Source organism: Pseudanabaena sp. Chao 1811 (assembly GCF_027942295.1).
Lineage (GTDB): Bacteria > Cyanobacteriota > Cyanobacteriia > Pseudanabaenales > Pseudanabaenaceae > Pseudanabaena.
Genome location: NZ_CP101416.1, coordinates 2,393,986 through 2,417,468, shown reverse-complemented (window position 1 = coordinate 2,417,468; position 23,483 = coordinate 2,393,986). Strand labels below are relative to the sequence as shown.

Sequence of the window (23,483 nt, the reverse complement as noted above, 5' to 3'; positions counted from 1 at the left end):
GAACTTAAAATCATGGAACCTGTATTAGCAAATAATTTACCTGCGATCGCTTGCCACAATGTGCGGACAGAATATCAATCAACATTGCATCGCCCAATTTTGAATGGGATTGATCTACAGATCAATCATGGAGAATTTGTCGCCTTATTGGGGATGAATGGCGCGGGCAAATCCACACTTCTGCGATCTCTAGTTGGCTTAGTGCCAATTACCCAAGGGGAAATTCAAATATGTGGTATACCCGTTGAGCAGAGACATATTGGATCAGTCCGTAAAAATATTGGATTCCTATTCCAAGGTGGCGGCTTAGTCGATCAGCTTTCTTGCCTTGATAACGTCCTATGCGGATGTCTCGGTGAACTGACCACATGGCAAAGTCTCTGGGGCTTTCCCCAACGCGATCGCCGTGTTGCCATGCAACTATTGCAGAATCTGGGATTACAGGAGCAGATCTATCAAAAGGCAAGACAACTAAGCGGTGGTCAACGTCAGAGGGTGGCGATCGCCCGCACCTTAATCCAGTCCCCCCATATTTTGCTCGCTGATGAACCAACAACGGGCTTAGATGTATCGGGAATTAATCAAGTGATGGAGTCTCTAGCGGAAATGCACAGCAAAGGGTTGACCGTTGTAGTTGTGCTGCATGACCTCGCACTAGCTGCCCAGTATGCCCAGAGAGCGATCATTCTTGATGAAGGGAAGGTCTGGTATGATGGGGACTGTCAAAATATTGAAAGACAGTTTGCTAGGTTGCAAAGCCTGTCTCAATTTCAGCCTGCTAACGCTGCCTAATGAAATTTACTGATCAGATTCGCCCCTATATTTCTAAAATTACTTCTAGCCGCTACAACATCTGGGGCATCAGAGTCTTAGTAACTATTGGTCTAGTTTGGGCTTATATCTGGTCATTAAATGGGTTAAAGGTTAATCCCGAATTAATCAAAACTAGTCTGCCCTACATGACAGATTTTCTGTCACGCCTGTTACCGCCCGATCTGAGCATTTTAGATGTAGCAATTAAGGCGTTAATTGAGACTGTGCAAATGTCTCTGTGGGGAACGACGATTGGCGCAATTCTTTCGATTCCCCTTGCCCTCATATCCGCACGCAACCTTTCTCCATTATGGCTACGTTGGCTCGCTAATCTTCTCCAAAATGCTGTCCGTTCTGTTCCATCAATTATTTTAGGACTATTCTTTGTCGCCGCAACGGGCTTAGGTGCGCCCGCAGGAACCTTAGCATTAGGAATTTATACAATTGGCTATTTGGCAAAATTTTATCAAGAAGCGATCGAGTCGGTTGATCGGCGATCGCTAGAGGCTTTGCAAGTGAGCCGTGCCTCATGGTGGCAAATTGCTCAATATGGGGTGATGCCTCAAGTTTTACCACTCTGTCTTGGCTATACGCTCTATATGTTTGAATACAATATTCGTGCCGCCTCCGTTTTAGGTGTAGTCGGTGCAGGTGGGATTGGCTTTGAATTGGTAAGTTATATTCGTGGTTTTGAATATAACAAAGCAACGACAATGATGCTGGTTTTGTTAGTAGTTGTAACTAGTATTGATGCGTTAAGCAGTCAATTGCGGAATAAGTTTAAGTCAGATTAATTTGGTGTTATAGATTTTTTGCCAGTGAGCCAATAGGTCTGCATTTTACCTTTACCCTTAACTTCAATAGCACCCCGCTCAACTAAATCAAACTTATGTTTGAGAAGTTGATAGGTCTCCGCAGTAACTTGAATTTTACCAACTTCACTATGGGATTCCATTCGACTCGCCACATTTACGGTATCGCCCCAAAGATCATAAATAAACTTTTGCGTCCCAATCACACCAGCAATTACTGCCCCCGTATGAATGCCAACGCGGATTTGTAAGGGTTTACCTGTCGAGATACGGAGTTCATCTACTTTATTAACCATATCCAACGCCATCGCCGCGATCGCCTCCGCATGGTTTGCTCTAGGGAGCGGAATCCCCCCTGCCACCATATAAGCATCACCAATAGTTTTGATTTTCTCTAAGCCATAGATTTCACAGAGCGTATCGAAATTAGAAAAAATTAAATTTAGGAGATCAACCAAATCTTGAGGAGAGAGTTCCGAAGACATTCTGGTAAAACTAACGAGATCGGCAAAGAGAACCGTAACGGATTCAAAACTATCAGCTATTACCCCATGTGATTGCTTTAGGCGATCGGCGATTAATTTAGGCAGGATATTTAATAATAATCGCTCTGACTTCTCTTGCTCAGCATATAAAGCTTCTTCGGCAAGCTTACGCTGCGTAATGTCATCCAATACCCCTAGGATGCCAATAGTTTTACCCTCAGCATCAATAATTGGGAGCTTACTAATATCTAGCCAAATTGATTGACCTTGCTTATCAGGATTAATTTTTTTCTGAATTACGTGCATTTCAGGAATATTCGATTCCATAATTTTTTGATCGTGCATTCGGAAAGTATTAGCAAGTTGAGGATTAGGAACTAGGTCATAATCGGTTTTACCAACTACGCTTTCAGGATTATCGATTTGGGCATACATTGCCCAGTTGCGATTACATCCACGAAAGACGAGATTGGTATCTTTCCAAAAGATTTGTTGGGGAATACTATCAATAATCAATCGTAAATAGGTCTTCTGCTCTTCGAGAGCTTGTTCAGCCTTGACCCGAGCCGTAATATCCTGAAAGCTCCACACACGACCGATAATCTGAGCCCCTAGCTTTTGAGGACGGGAATAGCGCTCTAAGACTCTGCCATCAATGAGTGACAGCAAATCGTAACTTTCTGATTCAGGATGGCTATAAAAAGTTTGCGATCGCTGCATAAAGTCTTGGGAGTCGAGCATTTGTTCCGCGAGAAATTCTAATCTCAGGGAATAATTGGGAATCGATAAGATATCTTCAGACAAAGCAAACATATCCACAAATTGCTGGTTATAGCTGGTGATACGTCCTAACTGATCTACCGCTAAGATCCCATCGGCAATTGATTCAAGGGTCGCTCTTTGCAAACTCAATAATTCTTCTAAATCAGCAGTACGTTGTTCAACCCGATCTTCTAATTCATCTTTACTTTGAGCAAGTGCTGTAAATGAAGCTTGCAATTGCTTCGCCATTTGATTGAAGGATTCTGCCAAAATGGATAGTTCACGCACATTGGCAGTTTCAATGGGATGATAAGGCTGCCCACTCGCAAGGTCGGCGGAGGCAGATAGAGTCGCTAATAAATGGGATGCTTCGATTAGTTTCTCTACAGGTTTAGCAATCCATTTGGAAGTATAAAAGCCTGTCAAGCTAGCAAAGACTAGAGCTAAGGCGCATAGAACAATGGTGTTACGGGTATTAATATTAATGCGATCGCGAAAATCTTGCTCAGACACCGTCACAATTAGCAACCAGTCTAGTCCTTGAGCATTGCGGAATCTGGTAATCTGCACATACTGCGTTGCCCCCTCCCATTGAATTTGAATTTGTTGATGATTCTGAATATCCGTAAGACTGCGATAACGTTGTTGCAAATTTTGAACTATTAATTGCAATAGAGGATTTTGACTTTGGAGGGCATGAATACGTTTTTGCCCTTGGGGTGTGGAAATAAAGGGAGATTCTGAGGTTGATGTGGCAACAATTTCCCCCGATGGTTCCAGAATAAATGCTTGTCCCGTTTTTGATATTTTTAGCTGACGCAGAAAATCACCAATTTGCGAAAGTGTTAAGTCGATCGCTAAAACTCCCCGTAAATTCCCAGAATCACCATAGACTGGAACAGAAGCCGTAATTCCTAAAATCGGGCGAGATACAAATAGATAAATCGGACTCCAAACTGCTTGACCTGCCTTCACCGATTCTTTGTACCAAGGGCGATCTCGTGGATCGTAAATATCCGCTTGAATCTGATCGAGGACTTTGCCATTAGGATCTAAGCGATAAACTGCTTTTCGTGCTAATGCTGACGCGGAAAAAAGAGAGCGATGTAACACCAGATCCTTTTCGCCCCTACGCTCCACGCCAAGAAATTGTCCCTGCGGATTGGCAGCATAGAAAAAAGATAAGTTAGAAGCTTGGCGCATCTGCTGCCAAAATAATTTATCTAAATTTTCTAAATTTTCTAAAGCTAGATTTCCCGACTGCGCCGTTGACCCATAGGCTTGCAAGATTTCTAATGGTGCAGCAAAATATCCCTGCACATGGGTTTCAATCGTATTTGTTACTTCTTTCCCAATTTGGGGAGCTAGCTCCTGTGTTGCCTCCCGCCCATTTTGGACTGATAACCAGCCCGTGATCCCCACCGCCGCAATTACCTGTGTCACAAATGGAACGATCAGCAATATCTTTAGAGAAAGCTGGTGGCGATCGCGTGGAGATTTATAAACATGGCGTAAATGAGCAGGCATACAAAAGCTGCACAAAAAATCTGGATATTGCCCATGATAGAGCGATCTTCGCTTAAAGTTACGAATCTGCGACTATTGGCTCACCCAAACAAATGCGTAATCAAAACTACATAAAGGCGGCAAAACACTGAACTGACAACCCCTAGATATGAACATTTTTTTAAGACATCTTACCTAAGACATAGATTTATTAGTACAATCCTAATGTAGCCCTCGTAACCTTTCAATTACGTCCCAGCTCACATAATCCTTTAGATACCACACCTTTGCAGTCCATGATGAATAGCAACGCACTCCCAGTAAAACAAGGTTTGTACGATCCACAGTTTGAACATGATGCTTGTGGAGTCGGCTTTATTGTCCATAAGTCAGGGCAAAAATCCCATGCGATCGTCGAGCAGGGGCTGACGATCCTAGAAAACTTGGAGCACCGTGGCGCTTGTGGCTGTGAGACAAATACAGGTGACGGTGCTGGGATTTTGATGCAGATTCCCCATAAGTTTTTGGTAAAAGTAGCAGCCGCAGAGAATATTACTTTACCTGAAGCAGGGCATTATGGGGTTGGCATGGTTTACGCTTCTCCCGACGCTGAGGCGCGTAAAAAGGGAAGACAGATCTTTGAGAAGTTAGTAGAAGCAGAAGGTTTGAAGGTTCTCGGTTGGCGCGATGTCCCCACCGATAATTCCTCTTTGGGAGCAACAGCTCAGTCCAGTGAGCCTTTTATGCAACAGGTATTTATCCAGCGATCGCCTGATCTTGTTGATGACCTCGCCTTTGATCGCAAATTATTTGTACTGCGTAAGCTTGCCCATACCGCCATTCGCGCCGCGAACGTTGATCCTTACTGGTATCCTTCTAGCCTTTCCTGTCGCACCATCGTTTATAAAGGGATGTTGATGACGGCACAAGTGGGAATGTACTACGCCCATGATTTGCGTGATCCCGATATGGAGAGCGCTCTGGCTCTGGTTCACTCCCGCTTTAGTACCAATACTTTCCCTAGCTGGGAGCGATCGCACCCTTACCGCTACATTGCTCACAATGGTGAGATCAATACTTTGCGCGGCAATACTAACTGGATGATTGCCCGTCAGTCCATGTTTGAGTCGGATTTGTTTGGTGATGACATTTCCAAAATCAAGCCTGTGATTAACATCGAAGGTAGCGACTCCACGATTTTTGATAACGCTTTAGAATTGTTGGTGCTGGCAGGGCGATCGCTGCCTCACGCGATGATGATGATGATTCCTGAACCTTGGACTGCCCATGAGTCCATGAGTGACGAGAAGAAAGCATTTTATGAATATCATTCCTGTTTAATGGAACCTTGGGATGGTCCTGCTTCGATCGCCTTCACCGATGGCACAATGATCGGCGCAGTCTTGGATCGCAATGGTTTACGTCCTTCGCGCTACTATGTCACCAAGGATGATTTGGTAATCTTCGCTTCGGAAGCAGGGGTATTACAAATTGAACCTGAACGCATCGAATCCAAGGGGCGCTTGCAACCAGGACGCATGTTTCTGGTGAATATGCAGGAAGGTCGGATTGTTGCCGATGAAGAGATCAAGCATCAAATCGCGACCGAGCATCCCTACCGTGAGTGGATTAATCAGCATATGGTCGAAATCGCTAGTCTCAAGGATGCGGAAGTCTCCGCACCAGAAGCAATTCCCCTCACACAGCGTCAAATGGCTTTCGGTTATTCCTTTGAAGATTTGCGCTTGCTGTTAACACCAATGGCGCGGGATGGCGTGGAAGCTGTAGGCGCAATGGGAAATGATGCTCCTCTTGCCGTTCTTTCTAATCGTCCCAAACTTCTCTACGATTATTTCCAACAGCTATTTGCACAGGTTACAAATCCCCCTATCGATTCTATTCGTGAAGAGATTATTACTTCCGCAGAGACGACCATTGGCGCAGAACGGAATTTGCTCAAACCTGAACCAGAAAGCTGTCACCTGATCGAGCTAAAGACTCCCATTCTCAGCGATGCAGAATTTGCCAAGTTGAAGCATATTAACGAAGGTGGTTTTAAATCCGTCACTCTTTCGACTTTGTTCGATCCTAAATCGGGTGTATCGGGATTAGAATCAGCGATCGCCGAGATTTGTGCAAAGGCAGATCAAGCGATCGCTGATGGCGTGAATATTTTGATTTTAAGCGATCGTGGCGTGAATCCTGACAATGCACCGATTCCTGCATTGCTAGCAGTCTCAGGCTTACATCACCATCTCATCCGCACAGGAACCCGTACTAGAGTCGGACTCGTCCTCGAATCTGGCGAACCTAGAGAAGTCCATCACTTTGCTCTCTTGATTGGCTATGGTTGCGGCGCGATCAATCCTTACCTTGCCTTTGAAAGCATCAGTGACATGATCAAGCAAGGCTTGCTGGTAAATGTCGATTATAAAACTGCGGTTAAGAACTACATCAAGTCAGCTACTAAGGGCGTAACTAAAGTTGCTTCTAAAATTGGTATTTCCACGATCCAAAGCTATCGCGGCGCTCAAATCTTTGAAGCCGTTGGCTTGAATCAAGAAGTAATCAAGCAATACTTCACTTGGACAGCCTCCCGCATTGAAGGGGCTAATTTGGAAGTAATCGCTAAAGAAGCGATCGCTCGTCATACCCATGCTTTCCCCGACCGTCCCGCTAGTGGTAATACTCTCGATGTTGGCGGCGAATACCAATGGCGCAAGGAAGGCGAAGCCCACTTGTTCAGTCCTGAAACTATCCATGCTCTGCAAAAGGCTGTCCGTGAAGGTAATTACGAGCAGTTCAAGAAATACTCCTCTCTGGTCAATGAGCAGAATCAGCAGCATTTCACCCTTCGTGGCTTGCTTGATTTCAAATCCCGTGAATCAATTCCTCTTGAGGAAGTAGAACCTATTGAAAGCATTCTCCGTCGCTTCAAAACTGGCGCGATGAGTTACGGTTCCATTTCTAAGGAAGCCCACGAAGCTTTAGCGATCGCTATGAATCGCATTGGTGGCAAATCCAACACAGGTGAAGGCGGCGAAGATCCTGAACGTTACACATGGACAAACGAGCAAGGTGATTCCAAAAATAGCGCCATCAAACAGGTAGCCTCTGGACGTTTCGGTGTAACTAGCCTCTATCTCTCCCAAGCCAAAGAGATTCAAATCAAAATGGCTCAAGGAGCAAAACCAGGGGAAGGCGGACAACTTCCTGGCAAGAAAGTCTATCCTTGGATCGCCAAAGTCCGTCACTCCACCCCAGGGGTTGGTTTAATTTCGCCACCTCCTCACCATGACATCTACTCCATCGAAGACCTCGCCGAGTTGATTCACGATCTCAAAAATGCCAATCGCGCTGCCCGTATCAGCGTTAAGCTAGTTTCGGAAGTTGGTGTTGGCACGATCGCCGCAGGGGTTTCCAAAGCCCATGCCGATGTGGTGCTGATCTCTGGCTATGACGGTGGCACTGGCGCATCTCCCCAAACCTCGATCAAGCACGCAGGCTTACCTTGGGAACTCGGACTCGCAGAAACCCACCAAACCCTCGTTCTCAATAACCTCCGTAGCCGCATCGTTGTGGAAACCGATGGACAAATGAAAACAGGTCGTGATGTCGTCATCGCCGCTTTACTTGGTGCTGAAGAGTTCGGCTTTGCCACCGCTCCCCTTGTTACTTTAGGCTGTATCATGATGCGCGTCTGCCATCTCAACACCTGCCCCGTCGGAGTTGCCACCCAAGATCCTCAGTTGCGCGAGAAGTTCACAGGCGATCCCGCCCACACCGTCAATTTCATGACCTTCATCGCTCAAGAAGTGCGCGAACTAATGGCACAGTTAGGCTTCCGTACCCTTGATGAAATGGTCGGTCGTACCGATGTCCTCGAAGCCAAGCAAGCCGTCGAGCATTGGAAAGCCAAAGGCTTAGACTTCTCCAAGATTCTCTATCAGCCCGAAGTCGGTGAAGATGTTGGTCGCTATGCCCAAATCCCACAGGATCACGGTTTGGATAAATCCCTTGATATGACTGTGTTGTTAGATTTATGCCAAGCAGCGATCGTTGATGGAGAACCTGTCCATGCCACAGTTCCCATCAAGAATATCAATCGTGCGGTCGGAACCATCCTCGGTAACGAAATTACCAAGCGCCATTGGGAAGGATTGCCCGATGACACCGTACATCTGCATTTCCAAGGTACGGCTGGTCAAAGCTTTGGTGCATTCGTTCCCTCTGGTGTAACCATGGAACTAGAAGGCGACACCAACGACTACCTCGGCAAAGGTCTAAGCGGCGGTAAGATCATTCTCTATCCCCACAAAGCTTCTACCTTTGTCGCCGAAGAGAACATCATTGCAGGTAATGTTGCCTTCTATGGTGCAACTAGTGGCGAAGCTTACATTCGCGGTATTGCTGGCGAACGCTTCTGTGTGCGGAACTCTGGCGTAAATGCTGTAGTTGAAGGCATCGGCGATCATGGTTGCGAATATATGACTGGCGGAAAAGTTGTCGTTCTCGGTTTAACAGGACGGAACTTCGCGGCTGGTATGAGTGGCGGTGTTGCTTACATTCTCGATGAGTCAGGTGACTTCGCAACCCGTTGCAATACCTCAATGGTCGGCTTAGAGAAACTCGAAGATCCCGAAGAAATCAAGGATCTCAAGCAGTTGATTCAGCAGCATGTTGACTATACGGAGAGCGCTAAGGGTGCGAAGGTTCTCGCTGATTGGAATGCGAGTGTTCCTAAATTCGTGAAGGTAATGCCGAAGGATTACAAGCGGGTATTGCAAGCAATTAAGGAAGCCTTGGAAGATGGTTTGAGTGGTGACGATGCCCTCAATGCCGCCTTTGAAGCCAACTCCCGTGATGTTGCCCGTATCGGTGGCAGCTAAATAACAAGAGACAAGGGGCTTAAGCCCCTTGTCTCTTAAATCTCCCTGTACTAGACTTCCCATCCCATGACATTCATTTACACACTTCACTTAATGCTTTCAATATTCTCCTGATTCTCCTGACTTTCGCAAGATTGAGCATGACTTTGCTGCTCTCAAAGAAGATGTGAGTTTCCCTCCTTATGTAGGAGGTCTAAGTACAGGATAAAAAATCAAAAATAGAACGCCAAAACACCCTGAAACCGTTACTAGATAAAGCTTTTGAGCCTATTGAATTAAATCCTTGCTGGGAGCGAGTTTCAATCTTTTTGTCCTGTACTTAGGGCGGAGGTATAAAAGCAGAGATTTATGATAGGTAACGCGAGTTCTGGATAATTTGAAACGAGCTTTGAGAGAGGGTTTGCTACGCAAACCCTCTCTCAAAGCTCAAAAGTAAAAGCCTTGCTTAGCAAGGCTTTTACTTTTGAGCTTTTAAAATTTGCTAGCTTAACCCGAACTGACGTTAAGTAGGATACTTCTCAAACACGCTTTTAGACACTTAGACAATCTCAAGGAAGAGATTTAAGACTGTAACGAACTTTTAGGACAAATTCTGAGATTTAGATGTTAGGCTCAAGATATCATAATCAACAAAAGTAATGATCTCCGAGCCAGACTCGAATTCCAATGAAACTGATTTCTCTGATTTATCATTAGCTCCTGAACAAGATCGACAAGAATCTTTCATGATTGTGGGGATTGGCGCATCGGCAGGAGGATTAGACGCATTTACCAAAATACTGCAAAATCTGCCAACTGATACGGGCATGGGATTTGTACTAATTCAACACTTAGCACCACAGCATGACAGCCAATTAAGCGAGATTTTGCAACGTACCACAGAGATGCCTGTGCATGAGGCTAGTGAAGGAATGCGGATTGAGCCGAACTCAGTATATGTGATTCCTCCTAATACTTTGATGACTTTGGTGCAGGGAGTATTAAAGTTGGAACCTCGGCAGCGCGTGCGGGGCAAATATATGGCAATCGATGCCTTTTTTAGTTCTTTGGCGGCAGATTGTGGCAATCTCGCGATCGCAGTTGTACTATCAGGTAGTAACGAAGATGGCACAGCAGGTTTAGGAGTAATCAAATCCGTAGGGGGAGTTACCTTTGCGCAAGATCTTGTCTCTGCGGAATTTCCAACAATGCCCATGATTGCCATCACTTCAGGTTATGTGGATTTTGTCCTATCACCTGCGGAGATCGTGACTGAACTAGTCAATATCAGCCAAATTAAAAGTGAAACTACAAATATGGCGATCGATGATGAGAATCCTTATGATGAATGTGATGATGAAGTTGCATCAACTTTTGCGAAGAGTCAAGAAGCGCTCACCCAAATATTTTCGCTATTGCATGATGAGATGGGCGTAGACTTTAGCCAGTACAAACAAGGCACAGTCAAACGGAGGATTTCACGACGTATGGGTCTGGTGAATATCCAAAAACTTAATGACTATGCCCAATATTTGCAAGCATATCCTCATGAAGTTGAGCAACTGTACCACGATATTCTAATTAATGTGACCAGCTTTTTTCGGGATCCAGAATCCTTTAGCGCTCTCCAAAAATTAGTATTTCCTACAATTTGTCAAAATAAACCCTCTAATCTGCCAATTCGCATTTGGGTAGTAGGTTGTTCAACGGGGGAAGAAGCCTATTCCATTGCTATCTGTTTACTTGAATTTTTTGATGAACACCTTGTGAGGTATCCAATTCAAATTTTTGCGACGGATATTAGCGAAATAGCGATCGAAAAGGCTCGTCAGGGAATTTATAGTCAAAATCTACTAATTGATGTCTCTCCAGAGCGACTAAGACGCTTTTTTACGCCCGTACAGGGAGGCTATCAAATTGGTAAATCCGTCAGGGAACTATGCGTATTTGCTCGGCAGAACTTAACTAGCGATCCACCCTTTTCGCGGTTGGACTTGATCAGTTGTCGGAATATGCTGATTTATTTAGAACCATCCTTGCAAAAGAAGATCATGCCGATATTTCACTATGCGCTCAATCCTGATAGTTTTTTGATCTTGGGGAGTTCTGAGGGGATTGGTAATGCCACCGATTTGTTTGAAATTACTGACAAAAAATATCGCATTTATCAGCGTAAACTCACGCCGCCTCGGATGAATTTTAACTTTGGTAAAAGCACTTATGTCCCCGAAGCAAAAAATCTGGAGAAGGGAACCGAATTAGTTGATGATATCAATTTGGAACAGATTGCAGATCAAGTAGTTTTAAATCGCTATGCTCCTGTTGGTGTGACGGTTGACTCCAATTTGGAAATCTTAAAATTTCGAGGACAGACTAGCCCTTTTCTCGAGCCTGCCCCCGGTAAAGCTAGTTTGAATTTATTAAAAATGGCTCGTTCAGAATTAAGGCTAGAGTTACGATCACTGATTCATAGTGCCAAATACCAAAATATTCCCGTTTGTAAAGATGGCATTGAGATACAGCAAAATCTACTGGTGAAGATCGATGTGATCCCCCTTCGCATTAATAGCGATCGCTTTTTTTTAGTGCTATTCGAGAGTCGTCCGAATCCATCTGTATCCACTAACATAGAAATTAGGACTCTATCAAAATCTCGTAAAGTACGGCAAACAGAAGCAGAACGCGAAGTCATTCGCCTCACCTATGAGTTAGAAAATACTAAAGAATATTTGCGATCGATCATTGAGTCTCAAGAGGCAACTAATCAAGATCTCAAGGTAGCTAGCGAAGAGTTTTTATCTAGTAATGAGGAGTTACAAAGTGCCAATGAAGAGCTAGAAACAGCGAAGGAAGAAATTCAAGCCACAAATGAGGAACTGAGTACAATCAATGATGAGTTACGCAATCGCAACATGCAATTACATGCAGTCAATAACGATTTGCAAAATCTGCTCAGTAGTGTGAATATTCCGATTTTGATGTTGTCAGGCGATTTGCGAATTAGACGGTTTACCCCGATGGCAGAGCAACTATTTAACTTGATTGCCAGTGATGTAGGACGACCTTTTAGCGATATTCAAACCAATATTGATGTTCCACATCTAATCGAGCTAGTGACATCGGTAATTGATACTTTGGTTCCCTATGAGCAGGATGTCCAAGATCGCACAGGACATTGGCATAGTCTGCGGATTCGCCCCTATCGCACTACAGACTATCGCATTGATGGTGTTGTGATCAGTTTGATTGATATTAATTTGCTCAAACGGAATGCGATCGCCTTAGAATCCGCCCGCAACTATGCCAATGCGATCGTAGAGACTTTGCGACAGCCCCTGATCGTCCTTAACTTTGAACTACAAGTAATTACGGCAAACTGTGCCTTTTATGAAACTTTTCAAATGACTGCTGCTCAGATTGAGAGACAATCAATTTTCGATCTGGGACGAAGAGATTGGGATATTCCTAAAATGCGATCGCTCCTTAATGAGACATTGTTGATGGATATTTCAGTACATGACTATGAAATCACCCAAAATTTTTCGCAATTAGGAACGCGCACAATGTTACTCAATGCCTGTCAAATTGAGCAGAGTGATATTGGCAAAATGATTTTGATTGTGATCGAAGATATTACTGAACGGAAACTCCAAAAGCAACAAATGATTGCCAAAAATCAAGAATTATCTGAGGCAATAATCGCTTCTGAGGCAGCTAGTCGAGCGAAGAGTAAGTTTCTTAGCAGCATGGGCAACAAGTTACGCACGCCGCTCAATGCGATCATGGGTTTTACACAACTTCTGCAACTTAATGAGGAACTAGATAAGGACACACAGGAATTTACAACGATGATTTATCAATCTAGTCAGCATCTGCTGTTCTTAATTCAAGATTTGCTTGATATTGCCAAAATTGAAGCTGATAAAATGGAGATCCAGCCAAGTACAATATCTTTCGAGGATTTTCTGCAAATAACAGTGGATATGGTCTCTCGCAAAGCTATTGATAAAAATCTGACCTTGACAACTCAGTTTGCCCCCGATCTTCCTGAAAATATCTATGCTGATGCACACCGTTTAAGACAAGTCCTATTGAATTTATTGAGCAATGCCATCAAGTTTACCTCTACTGGAGGAATCACCATTGCAGTGAGCAAGGCGCAATCACAGGATCATCAATCAGGAAACCTCCGTGAGTTGATTAGATTTGCGATTACAGATACGGGAATCGGGATCGCAGATTCTGATATTAGTAGAATATTTTGGTCATTTGAGCAGGCGGGTGAAGAAGTGATGAAAAACCAAGGTACAGGTTTAGGTTTAGCGATTAGCCAAAATCTTGTCAAAAAAATGGGTGGTGAAATTACAGTTCAGAGTAAGCTCGGTGAGGGTAGTACTTTTAGCTTTGAACTAGACTTAACAGAACATCCCGAATCCTAATGTTGTAACGCCCGCTACGCGGGCGTTACAACATTAGGGCTTGAGCGTAACTGCAAGCCGAAAACCTGTAGTGCGATCGCCTTGATTTGCGACATTGCGATAACGTTTAGCAGAGCGACAATAATAGGCAGGATCGCGCCATGAACCACCACGTACTACCCGACAACTGCGATCGCCGCCCTGTGTCCATGCCGTACCATCCTTGGGCAGCAGATCATAGTCATCGTGCCAAGTATCCTCACACCATTCCCAAACATTGCCGTGCATATCATGAAGCCCGAAGGCATTTGCAGGATAGCTACCGACTTCCGTAGTCGTGGAATTAGTAATTCCTTGAGGAGCATATTGGTAGGGAATAGCGCCATTGTAAGTAGCGAGATTGGCTGTGATCGTCTCACCAAAACAAAAAGGGGTAATTGTTCCTGCACGACAGGCATATTCCCATTCCGATTCACTAGGCAGACGATAGGGTTTACCTGTATGCTCAACTAGTTTTTGGCAAAAGCTCTGCACGTCATCCCATGACACACTTTCTACAGGACGATCAACATTCCCAATAAAAATCGCAGGATTATTATCCATTAATACTTTCCATTGCCTTTGCGTAATTTGAAAGCGCGACATAAAGAAAGATGGAATATTAATCACATGTCTTGGGCTTTCTTCTGCGGTATGTTCAGCCTCACTAGCTGGTGAACCAATTTGAAATTTGCCTGCGGGAATCAATACCATTTCTAAACCAATTGGTTTACCTTGGATATTTCCTAAGGTTTCAAAATAGGAATATCCAATTTTTTGTTTGGTAATAATCTGCAATTGTGCTGAATAAAGTTTCGCCATACCAAGATGCTTAACCAGATTACCAACTTGGTTCTTAGTAGGATTGACCATCACTGTTGCGGTCTCAAAGGAAAATTGTGATAGCTGTGGGGCGATCGCAGGAATGAGGGGCTTCGGTGCAGTAACTGGTGTGATCTTAGTTTTCGCGATCGCTCTTTGATTATTCTGTCTCGCAAATCGCGGCACATAGGCTTGGTGGCTAGGCGAGTTCACATTTTTTAGATCATTTAAAACCGCTTGAGCCGTCTGATAGCGTTGACTAGGAGCCGATAAAATCATGCGATCGAGAATTTCCCCTAAAACGGGGTTCACGGAATTTTCTCCTAAAAAATCACGCCAGATCCAATTCCCATCCATATCCATCAAATCAAAGGGCGAAACATTGGTCAGCAGATGAATACAGGTCACACCCAGACTATAGATATCACTAGCAAAGATCGCCTTCCCGCGCACTTGCTCTGGAGAAACATAAACGGCGCTACCAATTCTTGTACCTGTTTGCATCATGGCAGCCGAGGAAACATACTTGGCTGCACCAAAATCAACTAATACGTGACTTCCTGCCGCTACCGAGCCAGAGTTACTAGGAAATCGGCGACGGATAATATTTTCGGGTTTGATGTCACGATGGATCACATTGCGCTCATGAATAAATTGCAGAATTGGCAATAAATCCGTCAGCAACATCCGAATTTTGGCTTCACTAAAAGCTCCCTGATCCTGTAACTCCTTTAATAAATCCTGTCCATCGATAAATTCTTGAATTAAATATTGCCTACCGTCATTCTCCAAATGGGCAAACAGTGTTGGTATTTGCGGATGCTTACCCAGATCATCTAAACGAATTGCCTCTTGATGAAACAGTTCTGCTGCCTTAACCGCACTATCAAGATCCGCAGGAAAAAACTGCTTAATTACGCAAGTAGGACAGGAAGGGAGTGCCTCATCAATACCAATAAAGGTTCTACCAAATCCACCTTGTCCGAGGATTCGCAACGCCCGATAGCGATCGCCTATTTTGAGATTAGAGCCACATTGTTGACAGAAGTTCAATCTTGGCGATTGCTCTGAATTTTGGTAATTGCAATTAGGGTTGAGGCATTGGCTCATAAATATGTCTAGACAGATATATCAAAAAAAATGGCATAGCCATTTTTAGGATTGGATCTATTGATTTGGAATCGTATCCATTTTGGCAAAGCCAATCACCTGCATTTTCCCCTCTGTAACTTCCAATTTGAGAACTCTTGCCGTGATACCCTTACTTTCCAACTGACGCAGATCGAGGACGCTATTCAAGCCCTTTGCAAAGGCATGAGCAATCTTTTCAGGTACGGGAGTTCCCTCTAGTTCGATTTTAGGATTAACGATTTGCAATCTAGTACCGCCAATGGTTTTGAGTTCAGCATTGATGGATACATTGAGTGCTGAGGGCTTCGGTTTAGCGGCTGTCGGTTGGGCCTGTAGAGTTGCTGCTAAACGAACGCGATCGCCCTCCAAAAAAGTTACTTCAGGATTTAACAAGTCCAAAATTTCAGGATTTTTGTTTGTACCTGTGATATCGATACTAAGACTTTTAAAGGAAGATTGGACTTTAGGCGATCGCAGGGCGGTATTGATATCTTCAGAACGCATCACTACGCGCACAGCCGCTTGTAAGGGACGACGTAAAACAACCTTCCCTGATTGCACACTGTTAGGGTCAATGCTAATCGGATCGGTTTCTAGATCGATCTGATCAATGCGGAGGAATTCTAGAATGTATACTCCCCGACCAGCTACCCGAACGCGATCGACATTACCCAATAAGACCTGATAGTTAGGAGCATTGTCAACACGTACTTCTAAAACATCTGCCCGTACAATTTGACTCCGCAAAAAATCCGTTGCAACACGATCGATCGCAATGCCAGGAGCGCCTGCAATACCTAGAACTGTTGTGAGTAAACCAGCAAATAATTCCATAATATGCCGATGAGTATCTCTGTAATCATATCGCAAGTTGCAAGGGGCGTAGTGTTTTGGTAAATAGTAAAGTGCTGTAAGGGACTCGCAGTAAAATAAAGTTTTTAAAGTTTTCGTAGCACAGAGACGTTACGTAAAGCCCTCATCCCCCAACCCCTTCTCCCGCAGAGCAAAGCCCATATTTTCTTATTCCCCTCTCCTGCGGGAGAGGGACTAGGGGTGAGGGCTTTACCATCTTCCACGTAACATCAGTTAAAAAGTTAAAAAACACCCAATTCAGGAGTAGTGAATATGCAAATTCGGTTGGCAGTGGAGACGGATTTACCAGCAATTATTGAGATTTATAATGCGGCGATTCCCACTCGTCTTGCGACTGCCGACCTTGAACCAATTTCCGTTGAGAGTCGCCGATCTTGGTTTCGATCGCATGGCGATCGCTATCCCGTCTGGGTAATGACTATTGGTAGCCACGATATTCAAAGCGATCAAAATGAACAAATCATTGGCTGGCTCAGCTTGCAAATGTTTTATGGTCGTCCTGCTTATCACAAAACCGCCGAAGTCAGTATTTATATAGCTCCTAACTATCAAGGCAAAGGAATTGGCAAAAAATTGCTAGATCATGCGATCGCCAACTGCCCCAAGCTAAATATCTCTAAACTCGTAGGCTTTATCTTTGCCCATAATCCCGCTAGTTTGCAATTGTTTACGAGCTTTGGATTTGAGGAATGGGGCTTTTTACCACAAATTGCTGAATTAGATGGTAGAGAACAAAGTTTAATTATTCTCGGCAAGATCATCAACTAATCTCATTAAAGAAACTCTATTAACAATGTCAGTATGACCTATCGAACTTAATCTCACGTCAGTTCGACGAAGGCGGAAAATGGTAAAAATCGCTAAGCGATTTTTACCATTTTCCGCCATTTGCGCGGCGCAAAGCGCCGCGCAAATGGCGTTATCGAACTCACGTTAATCACGGCTAGCACTTCATATTAAGGGACGTAATTCTATACTGTATGGCATTTTCTTCCCTTTCCCTTTGCTCCCTATTTAAATTGACTATAAATTACTTAGGGAACCATAAAGCCCAATCGGTATTAGGGTTTTGTGGCTTCTTATACAAATTAGAATTGCCTGTAAATAGAACTTCTGCAATCATTGGAAAACTTTCAGTTTGACTTGGTAGACAGTCCCAATTCGGATGCTGCCACTCATCTAAACACAAAACTTCAGTCATTCCTTCAGGAATAAATTTTCCATATTCATCCCTACAAGCCAGTAAGTCTTCACGGTATTTTTCTAATAAGGCGATCGCAATATCCAACTCGCGATCTACATACAGATCAGGATGAGCAATAATATCTAGATCATTGATGGCAATAAGTTGATCGCGAACCTGCACATTGTAAAGCTCTAGCAATTCATCATATTGAATTTTGCCAGTAATAAAAGTGCGATCGCTATCAAATCCTTGTCTACCCTGAACGCAATTACCCACACATTCCACGATAGTCGTTAAACCCTGTCCCGCAGGACACCAAGTAATCGAGTTAAACAAAATCAACCAACGCGAATCATCACGAAATGCTAACAACCTTGAGGAAACATAATCAATATTCATATTTCCTAAGCAAGGCATTTCAATCGCATTAAAGCGGCGATCAAGAAATTCGAGAATTTGCTTTGGTGATTCCATCGTTTTTAGGAAAGAATATCGCTTACTTTAATTTTTATTTCTGGAACTACTTCACTCTTAATCAAATCATCGCCTGTATAGATCGCTTCTTCATAAAATCCTTCCACCAAAGATAACACCGTGATTTTGCTCCGTATCGGATCGACAATCCAATATTCTGCAATTCCCCTTGCTGCATACTCAGAACGTTTGAAGCGATAGTCTCGCGATTCATTTTCACTCCCCGCCGATACTACCTCAATCGCCACCAGTGGTGGTGGCATATCGAAAACAATTGTTCCTCTTGTAGTGGTTTCTAGCGCCGCCCGACATTCTTCTCCCAAAATCAACAAATCAGGAATTCTTACCTTAGCTCTCCGTCCATTTACTTCGATCATAATTTCTTTGTATTTTAGCAAATGAAATGGAATAAATTTACCCAATTCAAATAATAGCCGCATCGATACATCAGAGTTAAAGATTGATTCTGGCGGCATTAAAACTAATTCTCCATCCACTAGTTCATAACGATTTTTAGTGCCATCATCATAGGCATAGTAATCCTCGAAGGAGAGATACTTAACTTGTGGCTGAGCAGCTTGAACCATGAATATAATTCCATTCGCTGATTACATCTTACTACAACAGCAAGATAAGTAGCTCAGAATTAAATCCTAGGTTCTGCCCGCTATGCGGGCAGAACCTAGAGTTTTAGTTTACTTATACCTAGCTACTTAGTAGAAGTGGTAAATCTAATTCTACTTGCTTGCCTCAATAATTATTTGTTTTATCACTGTCTCTTGAGCCTCGATACTCTCCAATAAGCGAAACTGTACTAGCGATCGCAACAAATTATGTTCAGGATACTTGACATGAAAATAGACATTTCCTGCTAAATAATCTGTAAAAAATCGCAATCCCAACTCAAAGGTAATTACCCGAATAGCATCGTAAATATAGTCATAATCATATTCCGTCAGAAATGATCGTGCTGTTGAGAGATAGCCCTGCAAAATTGCTTCACAAAGTTCTGTATTAAACTCTATACCTTCCCAGTTCTCAATCTCTTCCCCCGCAGGATTACAGCCAGAGCGTAGACAATCGCCAAGGTCATAATGGACTAATCCTGATTTAATCGTGTCAAGATCGACCACACTCACTGCTAAATTAGTTTGCTTATCAAAGAGAATATTATTTACTTTCGGATCACCGTGCATTGTTCGCAATGGTAGTTTCCCTAAAGCTTTAGCATCTTCTAAAATATAGGCTAAACCCTTGCGATCACTCACAATTTTTAAACAATAATCAACTTCAGGAGACTTAGAAATATTACTCTTTGCAAGTACTTCCTCGTACTGTAAAAGATAACGTGGTGTAATATGAAAACCTTCTAAAGTATCGGCTAATTTCTCTGGCAATAAATCACTAGTCAAATGATGAAATGTCCCTAACGCATAGCCAACTTCTTGCGCCTGTTCCCGATTTTCCATCACATCAAAGGATTGTGAATCCGCGATAAAACTCAGCGATCGCCAGAATTCACCACTCTCAGTTCGATGATAGTCTTCACCTTGATGTGTGGATAATATTTGCGGAACAATCCATCGGCGATCTAGGGGGACATCTTTGAGGCGATCGCGTACATGTTCGTAGTAAATCCGCATATTCTGCATCACCAGTTGTGGCTCCCGAAATACATTGGTATTTACGCGCTGCAAAATAAAAGACTGAGTTTCTATCCCTTGCTCATTCAAGGCTAATGTCACTAGAAAAGTATCATTAATATTACCGCTACCAAAAGGGCTGACCCTCGAGATCTGTTGCTGTGGCGAGAATTTTTGGGCGATCGCCATTAGTTTTGTTTGTTCGTGCTGATCCATGTCTCGCCTGATACATATCGCAATTTCAAGATGACTATAACAAAAACTAAGCCCGTCCTAGCCAAGTTGATAAGTAGCTAAGCCTAGAATCTTGTGCCACCTGCAACGCGGGCGGCGCAAGATCTGGTTTTGGGTTTTAACTATGCTGAACTCCTGATAAAGCAGAGCTTGTTATATTGGAGATAGTAAACTCTCTATTGCCATTAAGCCGCATAAACCCATGACCTTTGCTACTACTACCTCACCTACCCATACCAATTTCCAGATTCGGAAAGATATCCTCGAAATGCAGCCCAGCCTCGTCCAATGGCGTAGAGACTTTCATCGGTTCCCCGAATTAGGCTTTCAAGAACGACGCACATCAACTGCGATCACCGAAAAATTAACGGCATGGGGCATACCTCATCAAACAGGCATCGCCCAAACAGGGATCGTTGCTACGATTACGGGCAAAAAAAAGGGAAATGGCAAAGTCCTCGCCATCCGCGCTGATATGGATGCTTTGCCAATTCAGGAAGAAAATATCATCAGTTACCGCTCTCAAATCGATAATATGATGCACGCCTGTGGTCATGATGGACATACAGCGATCGCTTTGGGAATTGCCAAATATCTCTGGGAACATCGTGCCGATTTTAGCGGTACGGTAAAAGTTATTTTCCAACCCGCCGAGGAGGGTCCTGGGGGCGCAAAACCGATGATTGAGGCAGGAGTATTAGAGAATCCCAAGGTTGATGCCTTGATTGGTTTACATCTGTGGAATAATCTGCCTCTTGGGACGGTTGGTGTGCGGAGTGGCGCATTGATGGCAGCTACCGAATATTTCCATTGTAAAATTATTGGACGTGGCGGACATGGTGCACTTCCCCAACAAACAATTGATTCTATTTTAGTTGCCGCTCAAGTCGTCAATAGCCTGCATAGTATTGTTTCCCGCAATGTCAGTCCCCTTGAATCGGCGGTAATTAGTATTGGTGAGTTTCATGCTGGTTCGGCGGTAAATGTAATTGCTGATTCTGCCAGAATCAGTGGCACAGTGCGCTATTTCAATCCTGAAGTGGGTGCAAATTTAGCCGTTCGATTGGAGGAGGTAATCGCGGGGATATGTGCAGCTCACGGAGCAAAATATGAGCTGCAATATCACAAGCTCTATCCTGCGGTAATTAATGATTATGCGATCGCAGAATTAGTTCGCTCTGTTGCTGAAACGGTAATTGAAACCCCCGAAGGTATCGTTCCCGAATGTCAAACAATGGGGGGAGAAGATGTATCCTTCTTTTTAGAAGCTGTCCCCGGTTGCTATTTCTTCCTTGGTTCTGCCAATTCAGATAAGGGCTTAGCCTATCCGCACCATCATCCTCGGTTTAACTTTGATGAAATCGCTTTAGCTACTGGTGTGGAAATATTTGCTCGTTGTGTCGAGCGATTTATGTAACAATTTCTGAATTTAATCTATCTGAACACAACGAGATTATTACTTTTTGCTTCTTGATTAGAGAAAAACTATGATAGGCGTTATATACTACTTAGCGAATCTTGCTTTGATAAATTTGGTAGTAAATTTGGAGCAAACCCCTTAGGAGTCAACTAGATATGGGGAATATAAATAATAAATTATCGCAGATAGTAACTTCAGTAAAGCCTACATCCCTTAATCTCCAAACTAGACCATTTGCTCCACTAGCAACACAAGAGGAAGAATCTGTTTCTCAAGTGCAGGATAAATCATTATCAGAGAAATTAAAATCTTCTGAGAATATATTAGAGAAGCTAATTAATACGCCCAAGTCCGAATCGGCTATACCAGTTCAAAGAAGACGAGAGAATCGGTTCGGGTCGAAAATGATCGTTCAAGCAAAACTGACTCACAATCACCCAGTTCAACTTCCAGAGGATGTAAAAGAAGAAAAGATTGAAGAAGGAAGGGAGAAAGATATAGAACTCTCAAATTTGGAACCATCAGTTCAGAATGAGCGTTACAGTGGTATTTCCCATATTCAGAGAGAGTTAGTCGATGAAAATGCTGCAAGCAAAGTTGACAGCTTAGATGTTGTGTATGAATTGATCGCTCATAAGCTTGCCTACAAAGGTATCGATGGAATACCAGAAGACATGGGACAGTGGCTGGATAATCAAGGCTATCAAAGGAATTGGCTCGGCACAGTCCAAGGTTCGGGTTTATTTTGTGGATTAATCATGCCCAAAGAGGGCTCTGATAAACAGCCTGTTTTAGCATTTAAAGGAACTGACTTCGGTAAAACAGGTGATGCACTAGCTGATGCCGATCCAGTTGCAGTTGGGTTTACAGCATTTAAGTTAAAACAAGATCAAATCCAAGGATTAATTAGTCAAGCTGGGGGAAAGGTGGTAGTGACTGGGCATAGTTTAGGAGGTGCATTAGCCCAACATGCCGCCTCGGCTTTTACGGGTAACATCAGTAAAGTAGTTACCTTTCAAGCTCCTGGAATTAGTCAAGAACAAGTTCGACAATTTAATAACAATGTTAATGATATGGAAGAAGATGAAAGACCAGAAGTTGTTCATCATCTTGCTACAGGTGACATCGTGGATCTTGCAGGTGGTAAACATATTGGCGGATCGGGTTTATATGCAGGGAAAGGAAATGCTGAATTCTTTTTACATAACTTAGAGAGTGGTGGTCCAAATAATCACACTAAATTCTTACTCCAAGATGAAGCATTCAAAGAACAACAAGAGCAGGCAGGCATCGACGATGAAGCCCGTGAGCAAGTTGGTTTAAGGGATAGCCAGATTGGTGTAAATCAAAAAGTTGGACAGTATGATGATAATCCTTTTGCAGGCAATCAATTCATTTTTGAACGTGGTAGAGAAATGGCTGCACCAGGATCGGCATTACTACTTGGGGGTAAAGAAGTGGCGCAAGGAGGAATGGGACTTGCTAAAGAAGGACTTGGCAATTGGAGGCAGGGAGGAGCGTGGAATAGAACTAAAGGTGTTGGCAAAATGATTGGTGGCGGTTTAGGTACAGTTGCAGGTGGCATAGGTGCTGTTGCTGGCGGTGTAGGTGCTGTCGCTGGCGGTGTGGCTGGAGCATTAGGCGGAGCGATCGCAGTAGGTGCATACGAAACGGGTAAAGGTGCAATAGAAGGTTTGTCCACAGGTGCAAAGATGGGCAGCTCCGCAGGTCGTGCCTTAATGAGTGGCGGGTCTGATCTAGCAGAGGAAGGAATGGAAAATTGGAAACAGGGAGGAGTTTGGAATAAAACTAAAGGCGTTGGCAAAATGATCGGAGGTGGTTTAGGTGCATTAGCAGGTGGTGTGACTGCTGGTGTCGGCGGTCTAGCTGGTGGGGCTTTAGGAAGTGTTGGTGGAGCGATTACAGGAATACCTAAAGCTTTGTGGAAACGCGGCAAAAGAAAGTAAAGATAAAATTTAATAGAAAACCAAGTTATT

At 43.6% G+C, this 23,483-nt stretch carries 13 protein-coding genes; 7 read left to right on the top strand and 6 right to left on the bottom strand.

From position 1 onward, the window contains the following. Positions 1 to 12: 12 nt before the first annotated feature. Together NMG48_RS11005 and phnE are read left to right on the top strand one after the other, a co-directional pair. On the top strand, positions 13 to 792 hold the full coding sequence (locus NMG48_RS11005) for a phosphonate ABC transporter ATP-binding protein (protein ID WP_271251613.1): 780 nt from the start codon (positions 13 to 15) through the stop codon (positions 790 to 792). Further along, the gene (gene phnE / locus NMG48_RS11000; protein ID WP_126384817.1) at positions 792 to 1,607 is read left to right on the top strand and encodes a phosphonate ABC transporter, permease protein PhnE; all 816 of its coding nucleotides are present in this window, start codon (positions 792 to 794) and stop codon (positions 1,605 to 1,607) included. Before NMG48_RS11005 ends, phnE begins: the two co-directional genes overlap by 1 nt. Here phnE and NMG48_RS10995 read toward each other — a convergent pair. Next, complete coding sequence (locus NMG48_RS10995) at positions 1,604 to 4,399, bottom strand: adenylate/guanylate cyclase domain-containing protein (protein ID WP_271251612.1); 2,796 nt, start codon at positions 4,397 to 4,399, stop codon at positions 1,604 to 1,606. The genes phnE and NMG48_RS10995 overlap by 4 nt on opposite strands. Before the next feature lie 278 nt (positions 4,400 to 4,677). Between NMG48_RS10995 and gltB the strand changes: the two genes are divergently transcribed. Continuing rightward, a complete protein-coding gene (gene gltB, locus NMG48_RS10990) occupies positions 4,678 to 9,267 on the top strand; it encodes a glutamate synthase large subunit (RefSeq protein WP_271255267.1) in 4,590 nt (1,529 codons plus the stop codon). Positions 9,268 to 9,905: 638 nt separating this feature from the next. Beyond that, complete coding sequence (locus NMG48_RS10985) at positions 9,906 to 13,685, top strand: CheR family methyltransferase (RefSeq protein WP_271251611.1); 3,780 nt, start codon at positions 9,906 to 9,908, stop codon at positions 13,683 to 13,685. A 33-nt stretch (positions 13,686 to 13,718) separates the two neighbouring features. Here NMG48_RS10985 and NMG48_RS10980 read toward each other — a convergent pair whose 3' ends face one another. Both NMG48_RS10980 and NMG48_RS10975 read right to left on the bottom strand, forming a co-directional pair. After that, entirely contained in the window at positions 13,719 to 15,635 is a 1,917-nt protein-coding gene (locus NMG48_RS10980; RefSeq protein WP_271251610.1) for a bifunctional serine/threonine-protein kinase/formylglycine-generating enzyme family protein, read from the bottom strand. Between the two features lie 57 nt (positions 15,636 to 15,692). Beyond that, entirely contained in the window at positions 15,693 to 16,490 is a 798-nt protein-coding gene (locus NMG48_RS10975; protein WP_271251609.1) for an LmeA family phospholipid-binding protein, read from the bottom strand. A 291-nt stretch (positions 16,491 to 16,781) separates the two neighbouring features. Here NMG48_RS10975 and NMG48_RS10970 point away from each other — a divergent pair, with 291 nt between their 5' ends. After that, positions 16,782 to 17,297, top strand: a complete 516-nt coding sequence (locus NMG48_RS10970; RefSeq protein WP_271251608.1) for a GNAT family N-acetyltransferase — start codon at positions 16,782 to 16,784, stop codon at positions 17,295 to 17,297. A 262-nt stretch (positions 17,298 to 17,559) separates the two neighbouring features. Here the strand turns inward: NMG48_RS10970 and NMG48_RS10965 are convergent, their stop codons facing one another. From NMG48_RS10965 to NMG48_RS10955, 3 genes are all read right to left on the bottom strand, one after another. Continuing rightward, positions 17,560 to 18,189 carry a DUF7003 family protein gene (locus tag NMG48_RS10965; protein ID WP_271251607.1) on the bottom strand — a complete coding sequence of 210 codons (630 nt, stop codon included), beginning with the start codon at positions 18,187 to 18,189 and terminating at the stop codon, positions 17,560 to 17,562. A gap of 5 nt (positions 18,190 to 18,194) precedes the next feature. Further along, entirely contained in the window at positions 18,195 to 18,776 is a 582-nt protein-coding gene (locus tag NMG48_RS10960; RefSeq protein ID WP_271251606.1) for a Uma2 family endonuclease, read from the bottom strand. A gap of 150 nt (positions 18,777 to 18,926) precedes the next feature. After that, positions 18,927 to 20,048, bottom strand: coding sequence for a phosphotransferase enzyme family protein (locus NMG48_RS10955; RefSeq protein ID WP_271251605.1), 1,122 nt, complete (start codon positions 20,046 to 20,048; stop codon positions 18,927 to 18,929). Positions 20,049 to 20,268: 220 nt separating this feature from the next. Between NMG48_RS10955 and NMG48_RS10950 the strand changes: the two genes are divergently transcribed. Then, positions 20,269 to 21,483 (top strand): M20 metallopeptidase family protein, encoded by a 1,215-nt coding sequence (locus NMG48_RS10950; RefSeq protein WP_271251604.1) that lies wholly within the window; start codon positions 20,269 to 20,271, stop codon positions 21,481 to 21,483. A gap of 158 nt (positions 21,484 to 21,641) precedes the next feature. Continuing rightward, on the top strand, positions 21,642 to 23,453 hold the full coding sequence (locus NMG48_RS10945; protein WP_271251603.1) for a lipase family protein: 1,812 nt from the start codon (positions 21,642 to 21,644) through the stop codon (positions 23,451 to 23,453). Positions 23,454 to 23,483 lie beyond the last annotated feature (30 nt).